Below are 15091 nucleotides of genomic sequence, written 5' to 3'. Positions count from 1 at the left end.
GGGTGAGGGGCAGGGCCACAGGATGGTCCAGTCACACCAGCCGTCGCGCCGCCTCTTCCCGAATGCGCTGGATCATCGAGCGCAAGCCGTTGGCGCGCTGGGCGGAGAGATGTTCGAGAAGGCGCAACTGTTTGAACAGGTCGAGCGCATCGAAGGTCACCACCTCCGAGGCCTTCTTGCCCGAATAGGCCGACAGCACGATGGCCACCAGTCCGCGGACGATGAAGGCGTCGCTATCGCCGTGATAGGTCATTTGAGGATCGGCGCCGTCGCCGGCCGTCGTTGCCAGCCAGACCTGGCTGGCGCAGCCCTGCACCTTGTTGTCGGCCGTCTTGTCGGCCTCGGGCAGATCCGACAGCGCCTTGCCCAGCTCGATGACAAAGCGCATGCGGTCCTCCCAATCGTCGAGATAGGCAAAATCGTCGATGATCTGCTGGATCGCTGTCATGATGGCTCGGGCTCGCTGAAAATCTCTGGAATGCTTCTAAACTAACTCTTGCGGGATGAGAACCGCAATGCGGTGCAAAAAGATGGACTGGTGGTCGCAGCCAACCTCCGGCCATCGCAGATCAGATCACGTCTGGCCATCGGCGCCGCGCTATGGAAACAATCGGTCTTTGCAGTGCACCTTCAGGGATAGACCATGCCGACCACGTTTTCCACGCTGCTGATCTTCGCCGCCGCCGCATTTTGCGAGATTGCCGGCTGCTTTGCCTTCTGGGCCTGGCTGCGCCTGTCGAAATCCGCCCTCTGGCTGCTGCCCGGCAGCGTCTCGCTGCTGCTGTTTGCCCTGCTGTTGACGCTGGCGCCAAGCGACCTGGCCGGCCGCGCCTATGCCGCTTACGGCGGCCTCTACATCACCGCCTCGCTGGTCTGGCTCTGGGCGATCGAAGGCCACCCGCCCGACCGCTGGGACCTGTCCGGTTCGGCGCTGGCGCTGGCTGGCGCGCTGGTCATCCTGTTTGCACCGCGGGCGGCGTGAGGGGGCGGGGTGCCTGGCTCCCGTTCATGACGCGTCTCAGTCTGCCGTTTACCCCCCTCTGCCCTGCCGGGCATCTCCCCCTCAAGGGGGGAGATCGGATTGAGGACACGCCTTGCCCCTTCTGAGCCCTTGTCTTCTTGACCCCGGCGTTGTCCGATTTGAGATCGAGAGGGCGGCCACTCTGCCGATCTCCCCCCTTGAGGGGGAGATGTCCGGCAGGACAGAGGGGGGTAACTCCACGCGCAGAGGCCGGCATCGACACACCGAATCGCCGATAGCCAGACAAGAAAAAACCGCGAGGTGTTTTCACACCCCGCGGTACCAGCAAAACGCTGGAGGCGACAGTTAGGACAGGCACGACAGGCAGCGGATCAGGCTCTCCGTGAAACAAAACGGGGAGGGGCCGCTGCAAGGGGTGGAGCGGGCAAGCGATCTTGCCCGGAAAAAGAATGGCTAAGGAAACGGGTATCAGATTGCGGGTTTCGGCCGCGGGGTTGGTATGGTCGGCATGACGGTGCCGGTGACGATCACGTCGGAGGAGGCCTCCGGGCGGCTGGTGTCGGACGCAGCCACGGCCTGGTTCTCGCCCGGCGCATCGGCAAAGTGCTCGCCGAGCATCTGATAGGCGACGAAGGCGCCTTCACGGGCCCGGAGCCCCAGCGCATTGAAGGTCTCGATGCCCTTCACGCAGACATCGGGCTTCTCCATGCACAACCCGCTGACATAATCATAGGCGCCGGTGGCCGCCGCAATCGCCGAGCCGATCTCGAGCTGCGGACCTTTTGCCTCTTCGCCGGGCTGCTGGCCGTTGAAATAGGACAGCGCCACCAGAACCATCGAAAACCAGAACGTTCCCTTGATCAGAAACCACATTGTCGTCACCTGTTTCCTGTTGCGACAGCAAGATCCGTGTCGCGCCGGTATTGTCTCCGGCTCTTGGAAGGCGACCCTAGCGACGGGTCGCAAAGATCGCTTTTCAAAACTCGTTCGGCTTTTCGTCGATTTTATCTCAAATGCCGGTTTTCGGCATTTGAACCGTGTTTGTCTCAAATTGTAACGACCGGCGTTAAGCATAATTGCGGCAGCCCTCCGATGTTCCACAGGCTTTCGCGGCCACCCCCTGCCACAGGTCTTAACACGGGAAGAAAACAGAAGATAAATCCAACGCTTACGGGCTGTTAACCACGAAACCGAAAGCCTTGGCCATTTGTCCCATAATGGGCATTCCGCGGCTTTTGAGCGGGTTTCGAGCCCTTGCTTTTATCGTTTCCTTAAACCCGCAAGGCCTATGGTTCGGGCCTGAAAAGGGACCGCTCTGCGGAATTTTGGCGTGCAGGTATTGAGTAAAATCGCTGATCGAGCCTTCGCTGTCGTGGACCGTGCAGCCCATGGCTGCCTGGTGCGCATGGGCGATACGCCGGTGGCCCGCACGGCGGAGATCGCCATCCTGCGCAGCCTGTTTCTGGCCTTCCTGGCCCCGCTTATTGCAGCCCCCCTGGCGCTCTCGATGATTCTGAGCCCGGCTGTCGCCTTGCCGCTCGGCGTCTCGGTGGTCGTCGCCGTGCTGCTGATTTCGGCCGTGTCGGCGCTCGCCGTCCTGCGGCTGCGCAGCCCGGACGGCGTCAGCGATATGACCGACCTTTCCGGCCCCGGCCTGCCGCTGGAGGCCTGCCCCGGCCTCGTGCTGTTGCTCGATCAGAACGCCACCCTGCAATCGGCCGGCGGCCGCGACGCGGCTCATTATATCCCCTATCTGCGCGAGCCCCTGGAGCGCGCCTTTGCCGAGCAGGTGCATGTCACCGACCGCATAGCCTTTGTGAGCGCCTTCGACCGGCTGCGCCAGGGCGACGATGCGGCCATGGTCGAGCTTCGTCTTGGCCGTCCTGTCAGCGGCAGCGATGCCGGCCGTTTCATGAATGTGCGCATCGATCTGTCGGCCCGCCGCGATGGGCGCGGACAGTTTGCCGGCGTCGTCGGCGTGATGCGCGATATCACCGCGGATGTTGCCGCCCGCGCCGAACTGGCCCGCATGGCCGGCGAAGTCGATCAGGCCAATGATGCCAAGTCGCGGTTCCTCGCCGCCGTCAGCCATGAAATGCGCACGCCGCTCAATGCCATCCTCGGCTTTTCCGATATCCTGGTCGGCGAATATTTCGGCCGGCTGGAAAATGACCGCCAGCGCGAATATGTCCATCTGATCCGCCAGTCGGGCGGCCATCTGCTGTCTGTGGTCAATGCCATGCTCGACATGAGCAAGATCGAGGCCGGCCGCTACGAACTGATGCTGGAACCCTTCCCGGTCGCCGAAGCGATCAACGAGTGCGAAAGCATGCTCGGCCTGCAGGCCCGCGAAAAGGGCCTGACGCTGACCAGCCGGCTTGGCCGCGACCTCGGCGAGGTGACCGCTGACCAGCGCGCGCTGCGCCAGATCCTCATCAACCTGGTCGGCAATGCCATCAAGTTCACCGAACCCGGCGGCGCCGTCACCGTCGATGCGGTGATCGAGGGCGGCGACCTGAAACTGTCGATCAGCGATACCGGCATCGGCATCGCCCCCGACAAGATCAAATTGCTCGGCCAGCCTTTCGTGCAGATTCAAAATGACTATAACCGCTGCTACGAGGGCTCCGGCCTCGGCCTGTCGCTGGTCAAGGGCCTGGTCGCCCTGCATGGCGGACGGCTGACCATGACCAGCCGGGTCGGCGAGGGCACCGTCGTCAGCGTCACGGTGCCGGCCGATGGTTCGGGGGCGGGCCGCGACAATGGCACCGAGGATGGCAACATGATCGAATTTCCGCCACGGTTGAAGGCGACCGTCGACCGGGCCGAAAGGCCGCAAGAGGAAAGACTGTATGACGACGCGAAAGCGAAAATCGCCTGAGAAGAAGAAGCCGGCTCGCCCAGAGCCGGGCGTCTTTTTTGTCGGCGCCGCCGCAGTCGGTCGGCTGATCCGGCGCCATCCGACCTTTGTCGGCGGCGCTGTGAGCTTCGTCGTGGTCTTCGGCTTCATCGCCGCCAATGCGCTGTGGTACCAGCCCGGCGGCCACCCGTCACCGTTTCTGCGCACCCGTGATTCCAGCGACCTCAACGCCATGGCCGGTGTCCGGCGCGCCTCGGCCGATCCCGACCCGGCCGATGTCACGACCTTCAAGATCGAACGGGCCGATCCCGACGCTCCGGCCGAGACCGCACCCGCCGCCCAGGCCCCGGCCCAGGCCCCGGTGACACCGGCAGCGCCCATGCCGGCCACTGCCGCCGCGCCGCAGGCTGACCCGGCGGTGCTGATCCAGCAGGTCCAGCAGGAACTGGCCAATCGCAAGCTCTATGACGGCCCGGTCGACGGTCGCCGGGGACCGAAGACGGCGGCCGCCATTTCCGCCTTCCAGGCCTCTATCGACATGCCGGTGAGCGGCGAGCCGAGCGCCGAGCTGCTGGCCGCCCTGTCGATCGACCGCGGCGCCACGGCGGCCGTGCCGCGCGAGCGCCCCGTCGATCTCGCCTCGGAAAAAGCCGCCATCGACCCGGTGGCCGCCGCCATCCGCAATGCCGAGAAGACCATCGTCACGGCGCCCACGGCCAAGGCTCCGGCCGCGCGCACCACGCCGCAGCCCGCTCCGCCGGCAGAACTCGCCTCGGCAAAACCCGGCCAGACCATCAATGGCGCCGAGGCCGCCGGCCTGATCATGGAAATCCAGCGCGGCCTCAGCAATATCGCCTATGCCGATATCACCGTCGACGGCGTCGCCGGCGACCAGACCCGCGCCGCGATCCGCCATTTCGAGCGCCATTACCGCCTGCCGGAAACCGGCCAGCCGAACGAGGCCGTGCTGAAGAAGCTGAAGTCGATCGGCGCACTCTGAGGCGCCTTGCGTGCAAGACTTGTACTTTAGTGCAAGACGGCAATTCGTCCTTTTTTAACCATGACGCGCCATACTCGCCTTCCGATGGAGGGCGGCGGGATGAACACGCATAGCAGGCTGGCGCAGGCCGAGGACATGACGCAAGACGGTGGACAATCCGCCGACGCGGGAGCGCTACGCCAGATCATCGGCAGGATGGCCCAGGAGGCCTCGACGCTCGGCATCGACCTGGTCGACATTGCCGGCGCCATCCAGGACATGGCCGCCATGTCGAAGCGCCATGCCGGCACGTTTGACAATGTCACCCGCACGGCGCTGGCCATTGCCGAAACCAACAACCGCGTGGCGCAGGCGCTGCGCGAGACCGACGAGACCGCCGGCCAGGCCCGGCAGATGCTGAGCGATTCGGCGACAAGGCTGTCGGGCGCGGTCGGCAAGATCGAGCTGATGGTCAGCGCATCGCAGGAAATCACCACCGAGATCGGCAGCTTCTCCAATTCCCTGACCGATGTCGACAAGGTGGCCGAGGAGATCGGCATGATCGCTCGGCAGACCAATCTTCTGGCGCTGAATGCCGCCATCGAGGCGGCACGGGCCGGCGAGACCGGCAAGGGCTTTGCCGTGGTCGCCGCCGAAATCCGCGCCCTGGCCCTGCAGACCACGCAGGCAACCGGCTCCATCCAGGCGATCCTCAACGAGATCCGCGGCAAGATCGGTCGCCTGTCGGAAGCCGGCCGCGGCGCCAGCAGCAGCGCCGAAGACGTCAAGCAGACCTCGCAGGCCATGAACCGCTCGTTCGGCACCATGGAAGGCGTCATCACCCGCATTCTCGACGGTTCCTCGGTGATGGCCGAGACCACCGAGACGGTCGACCGGCAATGCGCCACCTTCGTCACCACGCTGGGCGAAATGTCGGCCGATGTGCTGAAATCCGATACCGCTTTGCAGCAGGCCGCAGTCCGTGTCGAGCGGGTGGTCAACCTGTCGGAAACCCTGATCCAGCTGACCGCCAGCGCCGGCATCGAGACCGCCGACAGCGAATGGATCGATCATGCCCAACAGGTCGCCGCCCGCATTTCGGAATCCTTCGAGCAGGCCGTCGACGGCGGGCGCATCAGTCTGCAGGATCTGTTCGATCGCAGCTACCGGCCGATCCCCGGCACCGACCCGCTGCAGGTCATGGCAAAATTCACCGAGCTGACCGACCGCCTGCTGCCGCCCATCCAGGAACCGGTTCTGGCTCTGAGCGACCGTATCGGCTTTTGCGCGGCCATCGACACCAATGGCTATCTGCCGACCCACAACAGGAAATTCGCCGCCCCGCAGCGTCCGGGCGATACCGTGTGGAACACCGCCAACTGCCGCAACCGCCGCATCTTCAACGATCGCGTCGGCCTGGCCGCCGGCCGCAGCACGGCCCCCTTCCTGGTCCAGACCTATCGCCGCGACATGGGCGGCGGCGTGCATGTCGTGATGAAGGACATCTCCGCCCCCATCACCGTCCACGGCCGCCACTGGGGCGGACTGCGGTTAGCGGTGCGGGTTTGAGGATATCAGATAAGTCTTCTGGGTAGGCATGGACGAGGGTTAGGCGGTGTGCGCCGTGATACCCCCTCTGGCTTGCCTGCGATCTCCCCTGATACGGAAGGGTTATCCCCTATGAAAAAAGTCCCCTCCCAAACCCTCCCCACAAGGGGAGGGCTTAACCCAGTCGCACTCCCGGCGGTTGGAGCCGAGCGGTGTCCACGAGTCTTCTCCCCCCTTGTGGGGGAGATGGCCGGCAGGCCAGAGAGGGAATTTTTTTGATATGTAAGTCCTTGCCCATACGGGAGATGCCCGGCAGGGCAGAGGGGGTAGCGGCATGTCAAGGTAATACTCGTAACACTGGCGGAGACAAAACCCTACCCGCCGGCCACCGTTACCAGCGAGCCGATCTCGTCCGTTTCGATCTCCACCACCCAGAGATCCGCATCGAAGCGGGCCTCCCGCTCGATCAGCGCGTCGAGCGCTTCCGGCTCAGTGCGGGCCAGGCGGATTTCGAAGATCCGGTCGCCGTCGCTGTCGTCGTCCGTGACAAAACTCTGCGGCGCCGGGCCGTAGAGGGTTTCCAGCCCGTCGCGAAAGCGCTGCCGCACGAAGATCGCGCCGGCGGCATCCGAGCCTTTGCGGGCCACCGCGGCAAAGCCGCCCTGGCTGAAAACCCGGCGGATCAGGGCAGAGATGACGATGTCGGAGCGAAGGCGCATGGCATGGCTTTAGCGCAGCCGGCGTGATTGCGCAAATCGATCGGCAAGGCGCCATGCCGGGCAGACGATCCCGCCGGAGCGGCGAAACGACGATCCGGGCCTATCGACCCCGTGCCCGAAGGCCGGGGCCTCGCCATGGCTACGGGCGACCATGATCAGCAGGTCGTCGGTCAGGCAGGGAGACAAGGCCAGGAACGGCGCGGCGATCGAGATCGGCTGGCTTGCGACGAACAGGGCGACGGCCGGCGGCACGTAATCCCATTGCTACAGGGCCGACACCGCCTGGCGGCGCGCCTCGTCGCTGGAGGCTCTGGAAGAGCGGTGTAAACAATTCGGCGAATTCCAACTCCTCCGCATCGACTAAGAGCCCTCCCAATCAGCCTGTAATACTCGTCGGGACTCGGTTGACCCTAACTTGAGGCGTACCCGTCTGCCCATAATGTAGGAATATCCAAGAGGCCGGCCCCATCCTTCAAACGTTGGCCGCCGAAGCGCCTACTTTTTCAAGGCGCTGGTGGTAACCATCGACACGTCGATCTGATGCTCTTCCGCTCCAGTCGGTCCCAGGCTGCCATTATTGATTAACGAATGGTATATAGAGCCCCCACGATCAACGCTTACAAAAAGATCACTAGCGCCGCTCTCGTTGAGCAGCGTTTCAAGCTTATTGAAATGCCGATCTGCCATTCGAGTGCGAATGGTAGTGTGCCCGGTATCGATAAGGTAGTTGATCCGATCATCCACGGAGTCAAAGAGGCTTCTGACCCGTTGTTTAAGTGACTTATCCTCGGCGTAAACGTGGATATCGCCTGTGTGATTAACTCCTCCGCTCTGATTGATAGTCGTAATGTTTCTGCTTCCAGCGGGTGTGTTTTCATTTTTAGTCATCGATGTTGGCATCCTCTGTGAGATTTCCACTCGTTTCCACCTAATGGTGAAAAACGCATAGACCGCGACAAAAAGAAAAATTACGCATCCGACTAAAAGCGGATGCCGTATAGCGAAACCGGGCACATAGCTGCTGAAATTTTTGGCGAACGTCTCGCGATCGATACTGCCAAATAGAAAGACAGTGGCGACCAATGACACGACTATCTCAAACGGCTTGATCAAGTTTCTGCGCTCCAGCGTTTCTGCTAGCGGATATTGATGTGATGTTGTTGCAAGATAATCAAGTTCGCTTTTTTACGGGCCTGCCTGTCGTCCAATGAGGTAGGATCGATGCGTAGGAGGAGGAACCGCAGAACTAGGGGCCGTCGCATAGCTTTCTGATAAGTCAGAAATTTCTCTGTCCGGAAGGTGGTCTATTTCTGTCCAGAAGCCCGCCGTGGCACGAAAATCCGGCCTTACCGTCCGCGTGCCCGAAGGCCGGCGCGCTCGCGCGGACGGGGCCGGCCGGCCGATGTCGTGGCCGGGCTGGCATTGGCGGCGGCCGGACGGTGGCCCGCCTGGCTCTCTTCGCCGTGACCGTAGGTATAGCTGTCGGCCCGAAGCCAGGCCTCGATGCGGTCTTCGCATTCGACCGGGTCGAGCGAGGCCAGCAGCATGTCGGCGCGGGAAAGGGTACCGGCCTCGGTGCCGCTCTCGCTCTTCGCCAGATGGGGATAGAGACGGGTCAGCACATAGGCGGCATCCAGGCCGTTCATGCCAAGCCCGGTCAGCGTCGCGCCGAGCTGCCGGCCCGATATGTCGAGCATGATGCGCTCGGCAAGCCAGCGGCTCGAGGTCAAAACGTCGCTGAGCGTCGAGGCGAAATGGCTGGATTCGCGGGTGCGGGCAAAGCGCACCAGCAGCGCTTCCTGCATCGCCGTCAGGCTGCGCAGGCCGAGGCGGTCGTGGCTGGGACGGTTGAGATGGCCGGACAGCTGCTTGATCTGCTGGCGCAGCAGCTCTTCGCGCTCCGACAGGCTGGGGGCGGCCACATCCGGCCGCGGCGCCGGTGCTGGGGCCTGGACCTGGGCCGCTGCAGCCGACGACAGGTTGGCGGATTGCGCCTTGGGGCGGTCGGCAGGCCGGGTGGTGGCGTCGGGCCGCTGCTTGACATGGCGAAGCCCGACCAGTGCATCGATCACCCCAGGCGACAGCGCCTCGCGCCGCACGATGGCGCGCGCATGGGCCTCGCCCTGGCTGCGGGCGATCATGATCAGGAGGTCGTCGGTCAGACAAGGGGACGAGGCGAGGAAGGGCGCGGCAATCGAAATCGGTTGGCTGGCGACGAACAGCGCCACGGCCGGCGGCACATATTCGCATTGCGACAGGGCCGACACCGCCTGGCGGCGCGCCTCCTCGCTGGAGGCCTGGAACAGCGGTGTAAACAGTTCGGCAAATTGCCGCAGTTCGGACTTCATCGGATGCCGCAGGCTTTCAAAACTGGTCACGGTTGCCATCAGCACCACATCCCGCTTCCGGCTGGCCAATGGCTTCTCGAGTTCCCGAAACTGATCGTTCACGACGCTTTACCCAACATGACGCTATACAGACTTGCCTCATATTAGACCGAATTCGTTAGAAAGCTGTTAACCATCGCGGGTCCGACAGGCGGCGGAACGGCCGACAGGCCGTGCACAACCGCCGTTTCCGGCAAAAAGGCGGACACCTGGCCAGGTAGTCCGGGTGCTTTGCAGGCTAGGTTAGGGATAGGGCTCCATATACCTTCGAGACCAAATTTTGATAGGAGCAAATATTCGGGGATGGTGAGGATAAATGACGAGAAGCACACCACAGTCGTTTGCTGTCCTCTCGGGAAAGTGTGAGAATAATCGCAGCGAACGTTATGTCGAATGGATTGTCTTATGGCCGTGACTGAGTTGTTCTCAAAACGTCGTGATGCTTTGAATTCTGAACCCACAGATGTCTTTCAGTATGATCGTCTACCTGAGCCGTGCCGGGTCCAAATCCTTTACATCTTTGCCGACGCATTGGGTGACGCAAGAGAATATCGGGACTACGCTTCAGTTAAAAGCGCATACGACTTCGTAGTGAAGACGTTGCGTCGTGAGTATGGTGTCTTCAAACTTATCAACGACGTGAGAGTTATAGACCCCTTTGCTGAACTGCACGGTTTTATCATGTCCGCAAGTGTCGAGAAGGTACTTGACGCGATTGAACTTGCTAGCCGTCTTATCGAGCGAACGACAGTTGAGTGGGATTACCTTAATCGTACGCGACCCGATGAAATAGCGAAGCGCGCTATCGCAGAACTGAACCAGCGTTTTAGAGAGCATGCCGTTGGCTACCAGTACGCCAACGGCGAAATTGTTCGGGTCGACTCCGAATTAGTACATGCCGAGGTCGTCAAACCAGCCATTGCCCTTCTACGGGGGCCGGGCTTTGCAGGGCCGCAAGAAGAGTTCATGGGCGCGTTCGAGCACTATCGGCATGGACGAAACAAGGAGGCACTGGTCGATTGCCTCAAGGCATTCGAGAGTACGATGAAAGCGATAATCCAGCAGCGCGGATGGACAGTTGATCCGAAAGCGACTGCAAAGGATCTCATAAGAGAGTGTTTGGACAAGGAACTCGTGCCACAGTTCTGGCAGAACCATTTCTCATCGTTACGCAGTGGTCTGGAAAGTGCGATTCCCACAGGCCGGAACAAACTTGCAGGGCATGGACAAGGAGACAGCCCTACTGAGGTGCCTAACAGCCTCACAGGATACATGCTCCACATGACTGCAGCGACGATTGTCTTTCTCGTAACCGCAAATTCGGAAATTGAGTAACCGGGCGTGCGACGAGACAGCTAGATCTTAGCGTGCCCTGGTTATTCAAAGGCTACCTTGCTTCTAGCTCCCCCAGACTAAATGTGAGAACAGTTAGCCCTTTTGGCTTCAATTTTGCCCGAACGGTTTCGAGCTGTGGCCATACTGTCACGCTGGCGTATCGAAACGGCACCTGAACTGCCCCATAGGGGTGCTCGCAGCCCTTGCGCGGCCATGCGTTAGCACTCTGTTAACCAACCTATGTCTCTATCTATGTTCAAGCCGTCTAATATGCCTTTTGATGCAAGGGGCACCGGACGGGGCTTGAAGTGTGGTGCGTATCCCGGACAGCGAGGATGCTAGAGATCCCGTTCTCCAGGAACGTTTGTAGAGAAAGGCGCAGATGCTCCTTGTGACTGATCTCCTTGCGGCAAGAGGCAGGGGAGGGAACCAGGGAGATGCGTTGGCCCTTTTATCGAGGAAGGGCAGGGTGAAATCACGTGTCTCATCCGTCTCGATTAACATGGAGACGAGCATGGCTGAAATTGTGAAGATCAAGGACCGTCAGGACCGGCGGTTGACCCCGAAACCCGCTCCGGGCTGGCAGGCTAAGATCCTGCTGTTTACCGGCGTGCGCTATATGCGCGAAGAGACATTGTCGCGCGGCCATCCGGCTCTGCCGGGGACAAGCGGCCATCTGCTGCGCCACGATCCGCATCCCTTCGAAGGCTGAGCGACCGCCACGTTTGAAGGCTCGGCAAGGACGACCGTGATCGGCGTGACGGCAAAGCTCATTGTCCGGCGGCAGCCGAAAGCGGCAGACGGAACGGCTGGCAGCCGGCTTCCTTCAGGAATTGCGCGGCCGGCTCCTGATAGCTTGCCTGCGGCGCCATGACCCTGAGCACCGCGTATCCGGCCGGCCGTGTCAGTTCCACGAAAATGGTCTGCGTCAACCCTTGCGGCAGCGCCTTGCGCACCAGCGCCAGCTGGCCGGCCGTGGCTGCCATCACATCCAGCGTGCCATCGACCGAGGTATGGTCGTTCATGCTGAAGATCTCGTTGGAATCCTGATCGAACAGCGCCAGCGACCAGAACCGCGCCTGTCCCTGCGAGGTCAACCGGATCGGGCTTTCGGAAATATCGAAATGGCAGACCGCCACTTTCAGGAACGGGTCGATATTGGCGAGCCGCGGTCCGTGCGGATCGCTGCCCAGACTCCAGAAGCGGTTGGCGCGCCCTTCCGCCAGCACCCGCGTATAGGCATCCTTGCCGGTAAACTGCGGCAGGGCGAGAATGATGACGATATGCAGGAGAGCCGCGCCGATCAGGCCGGTGAGGATGGCATAGGCCAGTCTAGACATTGCCGCACCCGATATTCTCGATCGTCGGCATGGCGAGATCGACCAGACCCGAACTGCCGGCAGCCGGCGTGTCGAGCAGGGTGAGCGTCAGGACGAAAGCGCCGGTATCGGGCAGCGCCAGCCAGTTGCCCGGCCGCGCCGTGGCCGAAATCTCGATGTCGAAACTGCCGTCGGGCGCGCGCAGCACCGTCAGCGAATTGAGCGCGCCGGGCCGGTCGGGCGTCGGCTTCAGCGGCAGGCCGTCGAGCCCGGCGGCATAGAGCGTCCAGAACCGCGACAGCGGCGGCAGGCCGGACATGCGGTAGCGGCAGGTGCCGTTGAGCCGCCGGTTCTGCCCGTCTAAGGCCGCCGTGAACACCAGGCCCTCGGCACTGCCATAGAGCAGCCGCCCGGCCTTGGCGCGGTGCGATTTGGCATAAGGATCGGCATCGCCGGTCTGCGCCATCGGAAAGGCGCGCCAGCCGCCAAGCTCGATCGCCCCGAAACCGGCCGAGGCATTGAGCGCCGACAGGGTCGACAGGATGCCGCCGCCAAAGGCGATGATCAGCGTGACAGCGACAAGGAGAGGAACCCGGAACACGTTTTCGTCTGAAGCCTTCTGGTTCTGGCGGAGCGCCGGCGGCAAGAGCTACCACCGTTTGCCGGTCAGGGAAATGGGCGGGCGGTGCGCAGGCCCATGGCGTCGGTGGCAGCCACCTTCTGGGCAGGGGCGATCAGCGGTACGGCATCGTTCAGCTCCTGGCCGAGCTGCCGCAACAGCCGTGTCGTGTCATGGGACAGGGTGCGCGGTCGCACGAAGGCCGGTACGACGGCCGCACCGGTCGAGCCGGTTTTCGCAGCCGTTTCAGCCGGCTTCGGGAAGGCGCCGTTCGGCAGCGGATTGTCGATGCCGGGGATCGGCTTCAGCTCGATGCCCTGGTGGGCATAGTCCATCAGTGTCTTGAAGGTCATCGCCGGCAGCGATCCGCCGGTCATGTTGTTGGTCGAGGTATAATCGTCATTGCCGAACCACACGGCGGTGGTGAAATTGCCGGTATAGCCGACGAACCAGGCATCGCGGTAGGCCTGGGTCGTGCCGGTTTTGCCGGCGGTGATGATGCCGTTGTCGAGGGCTGCCCGCCGCGCCGTACCGCTATAGGGGATCTTGCTCAGCATCTGGTTCATGTAATCGGCGGCGGTCTTGCTGAGCACCGGGGCGGCCGGCGGCTCGTCGCGATCGAAATCGTAGAGCACCTCGCCTTTGTAGCTGAGGATCTGGCTGATGCCGTGGCGGCGCGACTGCACGCCGCCGGCCGGAAACACCGCATAGGCCGTCGCCTGGTCGAGCACCGTCAGCTCGGATGTGCCGAGCGGAATGGTGACGTCCTTGCGGATCGGCGTCTCGACGCCCATGGCCTTGGTCATGGCGATCACCGCGTTCAGTCCCAGCTTGTCCTTCACCAGCTTGACCGGAATGGTGTTGATCGACTTGGCGATGGCGGTTGCAAGCGTCACCCGGCCGGCATAGCTGTTGCCGTAATTGTGCGGGCTCCAATTGCCCCAGGAGACCGGGCCGTCGACGATCGTCGTGTCCGGCGTCATGCCGTTCTCCATGGCCACCGCATAGGTATAGACCTTGAAGGACGAGCCCGGCTGGCGCAGCGCCCGCGTGGCGCGGTTGAACTGGCTTTCGCCATAGTCGCGGCCGCCGACCATGGCCCTGACCGCGCCGCCATTCTCGACCGTCACAAGGGCTGCCTGCTTGACATGATAGCTCTCGCCATATTCGCGCAGGCTGGCCGCAACGGCAGCATCCGCCACCTTTTGCAGGCCGGGATCGATGGTGGTGCGCACGATCAGCGAATGCTGCGGGAAGCGGGCGGCGATGCGCTGCACCTCCTCGAATGCCCAGTCGAGGAAGAAATCGGGCGCTTCGGCCTCTTCCCGGTCGACCACCACGGCGGGATTGCGCCGCGCCGCGATGACCTGGCCCTCGGTCATGATGCCGCTCTGCACCATGTTGGTTAGCACCTCGTTGGCCCGGGCGCGTGCCGCCGGCAGGTTGACATGCGGGGCATATTTGGCCGGCGCCTTGAACAGGCCGGCCAGCATCGCCGATTCCGCCAGGTTGATGTCGGTGATCGCCTTGCCGAAATAGAATTGCGAGGCCGCCGCCGCCCCGAACGTGCCGCCGCCCATATAGGCGCGGTCGAGATAGAGCGACAGGATCTCCTTCTTCGACAGGTTGGCCTCCAGCCAGACCGCCAGGAAGGCCTCCTTGATCTTTCGCTCCAGCGACCGCTCATTGGTCAAAAACAGGTTCTTGGCCAGCTGCTGGGTGAGGGTCGAGCCGCCCTGCACGACGCCGCCGGCTCTGGCATTCTCGCTCATGGCGCGCGCCAGACCGAGAAAATCGATGCCGAAATGGTCGAAGAAGCGCCGGTCCTCGGTCGCCAGCACCGCCTTGATCAGGTGATCGGGCAGATCGTCGATCGGTGCGGAATTTTCATGGATGATGCCGCGATGGCCGATCAGGTTGCCGTAGCGGTCGAGGAAGGTGATGGCGAAATCGCCGTGATTGCGCCAGTCCTTGCCGGTCTCCTCGAAGGCCGGGATGGCCAGCGCCAAGAGCAGCACGGAACCGGCCGTACCAAGCGTCATGCCTTCGCCGAGAATCTCGAAAACCCAGCGTTTCCAGCCGCGCACCCGAAAACGGCGGAAGAAGATGGTGATCTCCTCCCAGATCTCGCCCACGCGAAAACCGGCATTCCAAAGGGTCGAATCGATCCACGAATCGATCTGCAGAAGGATATGGCGTTTCCTGCGGGGTCTGTTGTCTGGCGAAGGGGAATCCGGCACCGCTTGACGACGTCCTGAAATTTAAGATCTGGCCAATGCTTGACAGGAGCGGCTTGCGCCGACCATGTCACATCGGTTCGCACCTATAAGATCTAACTGATAA

The 15091-nt window shown here is 62.4% G+C and carries 14 protein-coding genes and 1 pseudogene; 6 read left to right on the top strand and 9 right to left on the bottom strand.

What is annotated here, in order from left to right:
• Positions 1-31: 31 nt before the first annotated feature.
• Positions 32-448, bottom strand: a complete 417-nt coding sequence (locus tag HGO38_RS24000; protein WP_250958343.1) for a SufE family protein — start codon at positions 446-448, stop codon at positions 32-34.
• A 195-nt stretch (positions 449-643) separates the two neighbouring features.
• Here HGO38_RS24000 and HGO38_RS23995 point away from each other — a divergent pair, with 195 nt between their 5' ends.
• Positions 644-982, top strand: a complete 339-nt coding sequence (locus HGO38_RS23995; protein WP_250958342.1) for a YnfA family protein — start codon at positions 644-646, stop codon at positions 980-982.
• A gap of 468 nt (positions 983-1450) precedes the next feature.
• Here the strand turns inward: HGO38_RS23995 and HGO38_RS23990 are convergent, their stop codons facing one another.
• Positions 1451-1855 carry a DUF5330 domain-containing protein gene (locus tag HGO38_RS23990; RefSeq protein WP_250958341.1) on the bottom strand — a complete coding sequence of 135 codons (405 nt, stop codon included), beginning with the start codon at positions 1853-1855 and terminating at the stop codon, positions 1451-1453.
• 457 nt (positions 1856-2312) lie between these two features.
• Between HGO38_RS23990 and HGO38_RS23985 the strand changes: the two genes are divergently transcribed.
• The 3 genes from HGO38_RS23985 to HGO38_RS23975 all read left to right on the top strand — a co-directional run bounded on the left by HGO38_RS23985 (position 2313) and on the right by HGO38_RS23975 (position 6390).
• Positions 2313-3863, top strand: a complete 1551-nt coding sequence (locus HGO38_RS23985; RefSeq protein ID WP_250958340.1) for a sensor histidine kinase — start codon at positions 2313-2315, stop codon at positions 3861-3863.
• A complete protein-coding gene (locus HGO38_RS23980) occupies positions 3835-4842 on the top strand; it encodes a peptidoglycan-binding domain-containing protein (RefSeq protein WP_250958339.1) in 1008 nt (335 codons plus the stop codon). The genes HGO38_RS23985 and HGO38_RS23980 overlap by 29 nt, the downstream gene beginning before the upstream one ends.
• A gap of 135 nt (positions 4843-4977) precedes the next feature.
• The gene (locus HGO38_RS23975) at positions 4978-6390 is read left to right on the top strand and encodes a methyl-accepting chemotaxis protein (RefSeq protein WP_250958449.1); all 1413 of its coding nucleotides are present in this window, start codon (positions 4978-4980) and stop codon (positions 6388-6390) included.
• Positions 6391-6743: 353 nt separating this feature from the next.
• Here HGO38_RS23975 and HGO38_RS23970 read toward each other — a convergent pair whose 3' ends face one another.
• From HGO38_RS23970 to HGO38_RS23955, 4 genes and pseudogenes are all read right to left on the bottom strand, one after another.
• Positions 6744-7088 carry a DUF1491 family protein gene (locus HGO38_RS23970; RefSeq protein ID WP_250958338.1) on the bottom strand — a complete coding sequence of 115 codons (345 nt, stop codon included), beginning with the start codon at positions 7086-7088 and terminating at the stop codon, positions 6744-6746.
• A gap of 120 nt (positions 7089-7208) precedes the next feature.
• Positions 7209-7464 (bottom strand): annotated as a pseudogene (locus HGO38_RS23965) (DUF2336 domain-containing protein); the annotation flags it as partial.
• A 119-nt stretch (positions 7465-7583) separates the two neighbouring features.
• The gene (locus tag HGO38_RS23960; RefSeq protein WP_250958337.1) at positions 7584-8201 is read right to left on the bottom strand and encodes a hypothetical protein; all 618 of its coding nucleotides are present in this window, start codon (positions 8199-8201) and stop codon (positions 7584-7586) included.
• 233 nt (positions 8202-8434) lie between these two features.
• Complete coding sequence (locus tag HGO38_RS23955; protein ID WP_250958336.1) at positions 8435-9538, bottom strand: DUF2336 domain-containing protein; 1104 nt, start codon at positions 9536-9538, stop codon at positions 8435-8437.
• A gap of 342 nt (positions 9539-9880) precedes the next feature.
• On the opposite strand from HGO38_RS23955, the gene HGO38_RS23950 reads away from it, so the two are divergent.
• Positions 9881-10810 (top strand): abortive infection family protein, encoded by a 930-nt coding sequence (locus HGO38_RS23950; RefSeq protein WP_250958335.1) that lies wholly within the window; start codon positions 9881-9883, stop codon positions 10808-10810.
• Between the two features lie 514 nt (positions 10811-11324).
• The gene (locus HGO38_RS23945; protein WP_250958334.1) at positions 11325-11522 is read left to right on the top strand and encodes a hypothetical protein; all 198 of its coding nucleotides are present in this window, start codon (positions 11325-11327) and stop codon (positions 11520-11522) included.
• Positions 11523-11580: 58 nt separating this feature from the next.
• Here the strand turns inward: HGO38_RS23945 and HGO38_RS23940 are convergent, their stop codons facing one another.
• The 3 genes from HGO38_RS23940 to HGO38_RS23930 form a co-directional block, all read right to left on the bottom strand.
• Positions 11581-12150: a DUF1254 domain-containing protein gene (locus tag HGO38_RS23940; protein WP_250958333.1), complete on the bottom strand. Its 570-nt coding sequence runs from the start codon at positions 12148-12150 to the stop codon at positions 11581-11583.
• Entirely contained in the window at positions 12143-12730 is a 588-nt protein-coding gene (locus HGO38_RS23935; protein ID WP_250958448.1) for a DUF1214 domain-containing protein, read from the bottom strand. Before HGO38_RS23935 ends, HGO38_RS23940 begins: the two co-directional genes overlap by 8 nt.
• A 65-nt stretch (positions 12731-12795) precedes the next feature.
• A complete protein-coding gene (locus HGO38_RS23930) occupies positions 12796-15009 on the bottom strand; it encodes a transglycosylase domain-containing protein (protein WP_250958447.1) in 2214 nt (737 codons plus the stop codon).
• Between the last annotated feature and the right edge of the window lie 82 nt (positions 15010-15091).

The organism is Rhizobium sp. CG5, assembly GCF_023701945.1.
Classification (GTDB): Bacteria; Pseudomonadota; Alphaproteobacteria; order Rhizobiales; family Rhizobiaceae; genus Allorhizobium.
The sequence above is the reverse complement of the archived record's forward strand: the minus strand, read 5'-3'. Positions and strand labels throughout refer to the sequence as shown.

Coding starts and splice junctions, on each gene's coding strand:
- HGO38_RS23970 (WP_250958338.1), bottom strand. CDS start 7,088: ATGCGCCTTCGCTCCGACATCGTCATCTCTGCCCTGATCCGCCGGGTT.
- HGO38_RS23990 (WP_250958341.1), bottom strand. CDS start 1,855: ATGTGGTTTCTGATCAAGGGAACGTTCTGGTTTTCGATGGTTCTGGTG.
- HGO38_RS23950 (WP_250958335.1), top strand. CDS start 9,881: ATGGCCGTGACTGAGTTGTTCTCAAAACGTCGTGATGCTTTGAATTCT.
- HGO38_RS23980 (WP_250958339.1), top strand. CDS start 3,835: ATGACGACGCGAAAGCGAAAATCGCCTGAGAAGAAGAAGCCGGCTCGC.
- HGO38_RS23995 (WP_250958342.1), top strand. CDS start 644: ATGCCGACCACGTTTTCCACGCTGCTGATCTTCGCCGCCGCCGCATTT.
- HGO38_RS23940 (WP_250958333.1), bottom strand. CDS start 12,150: ATGTCTAGACTGGCCTATGCCATCCTCACCGGCCTGATCGGCGCGGCT.
- HGO38_RS23975 (WP_250958449.1), top strand. CDS start 4,978: ATGACGCAAGACGGTGGACAATCCGCCGACGCGGGAGCGCTACGCCAG.
- HGO38_RS23945 (WP_250958334.1), top strand. CDS start 11,325: ATGGCTGAAATTGTGAAGATCAAGGACCGTCAGGACCGGCGGTTGACC.
- HGO38_RS24000 (WP_250958343.1), bottom strand. CDS start 448: ATGACAGCGATCCAGCAGATCATCGACGATTTTGCCTATCTCGACGAT.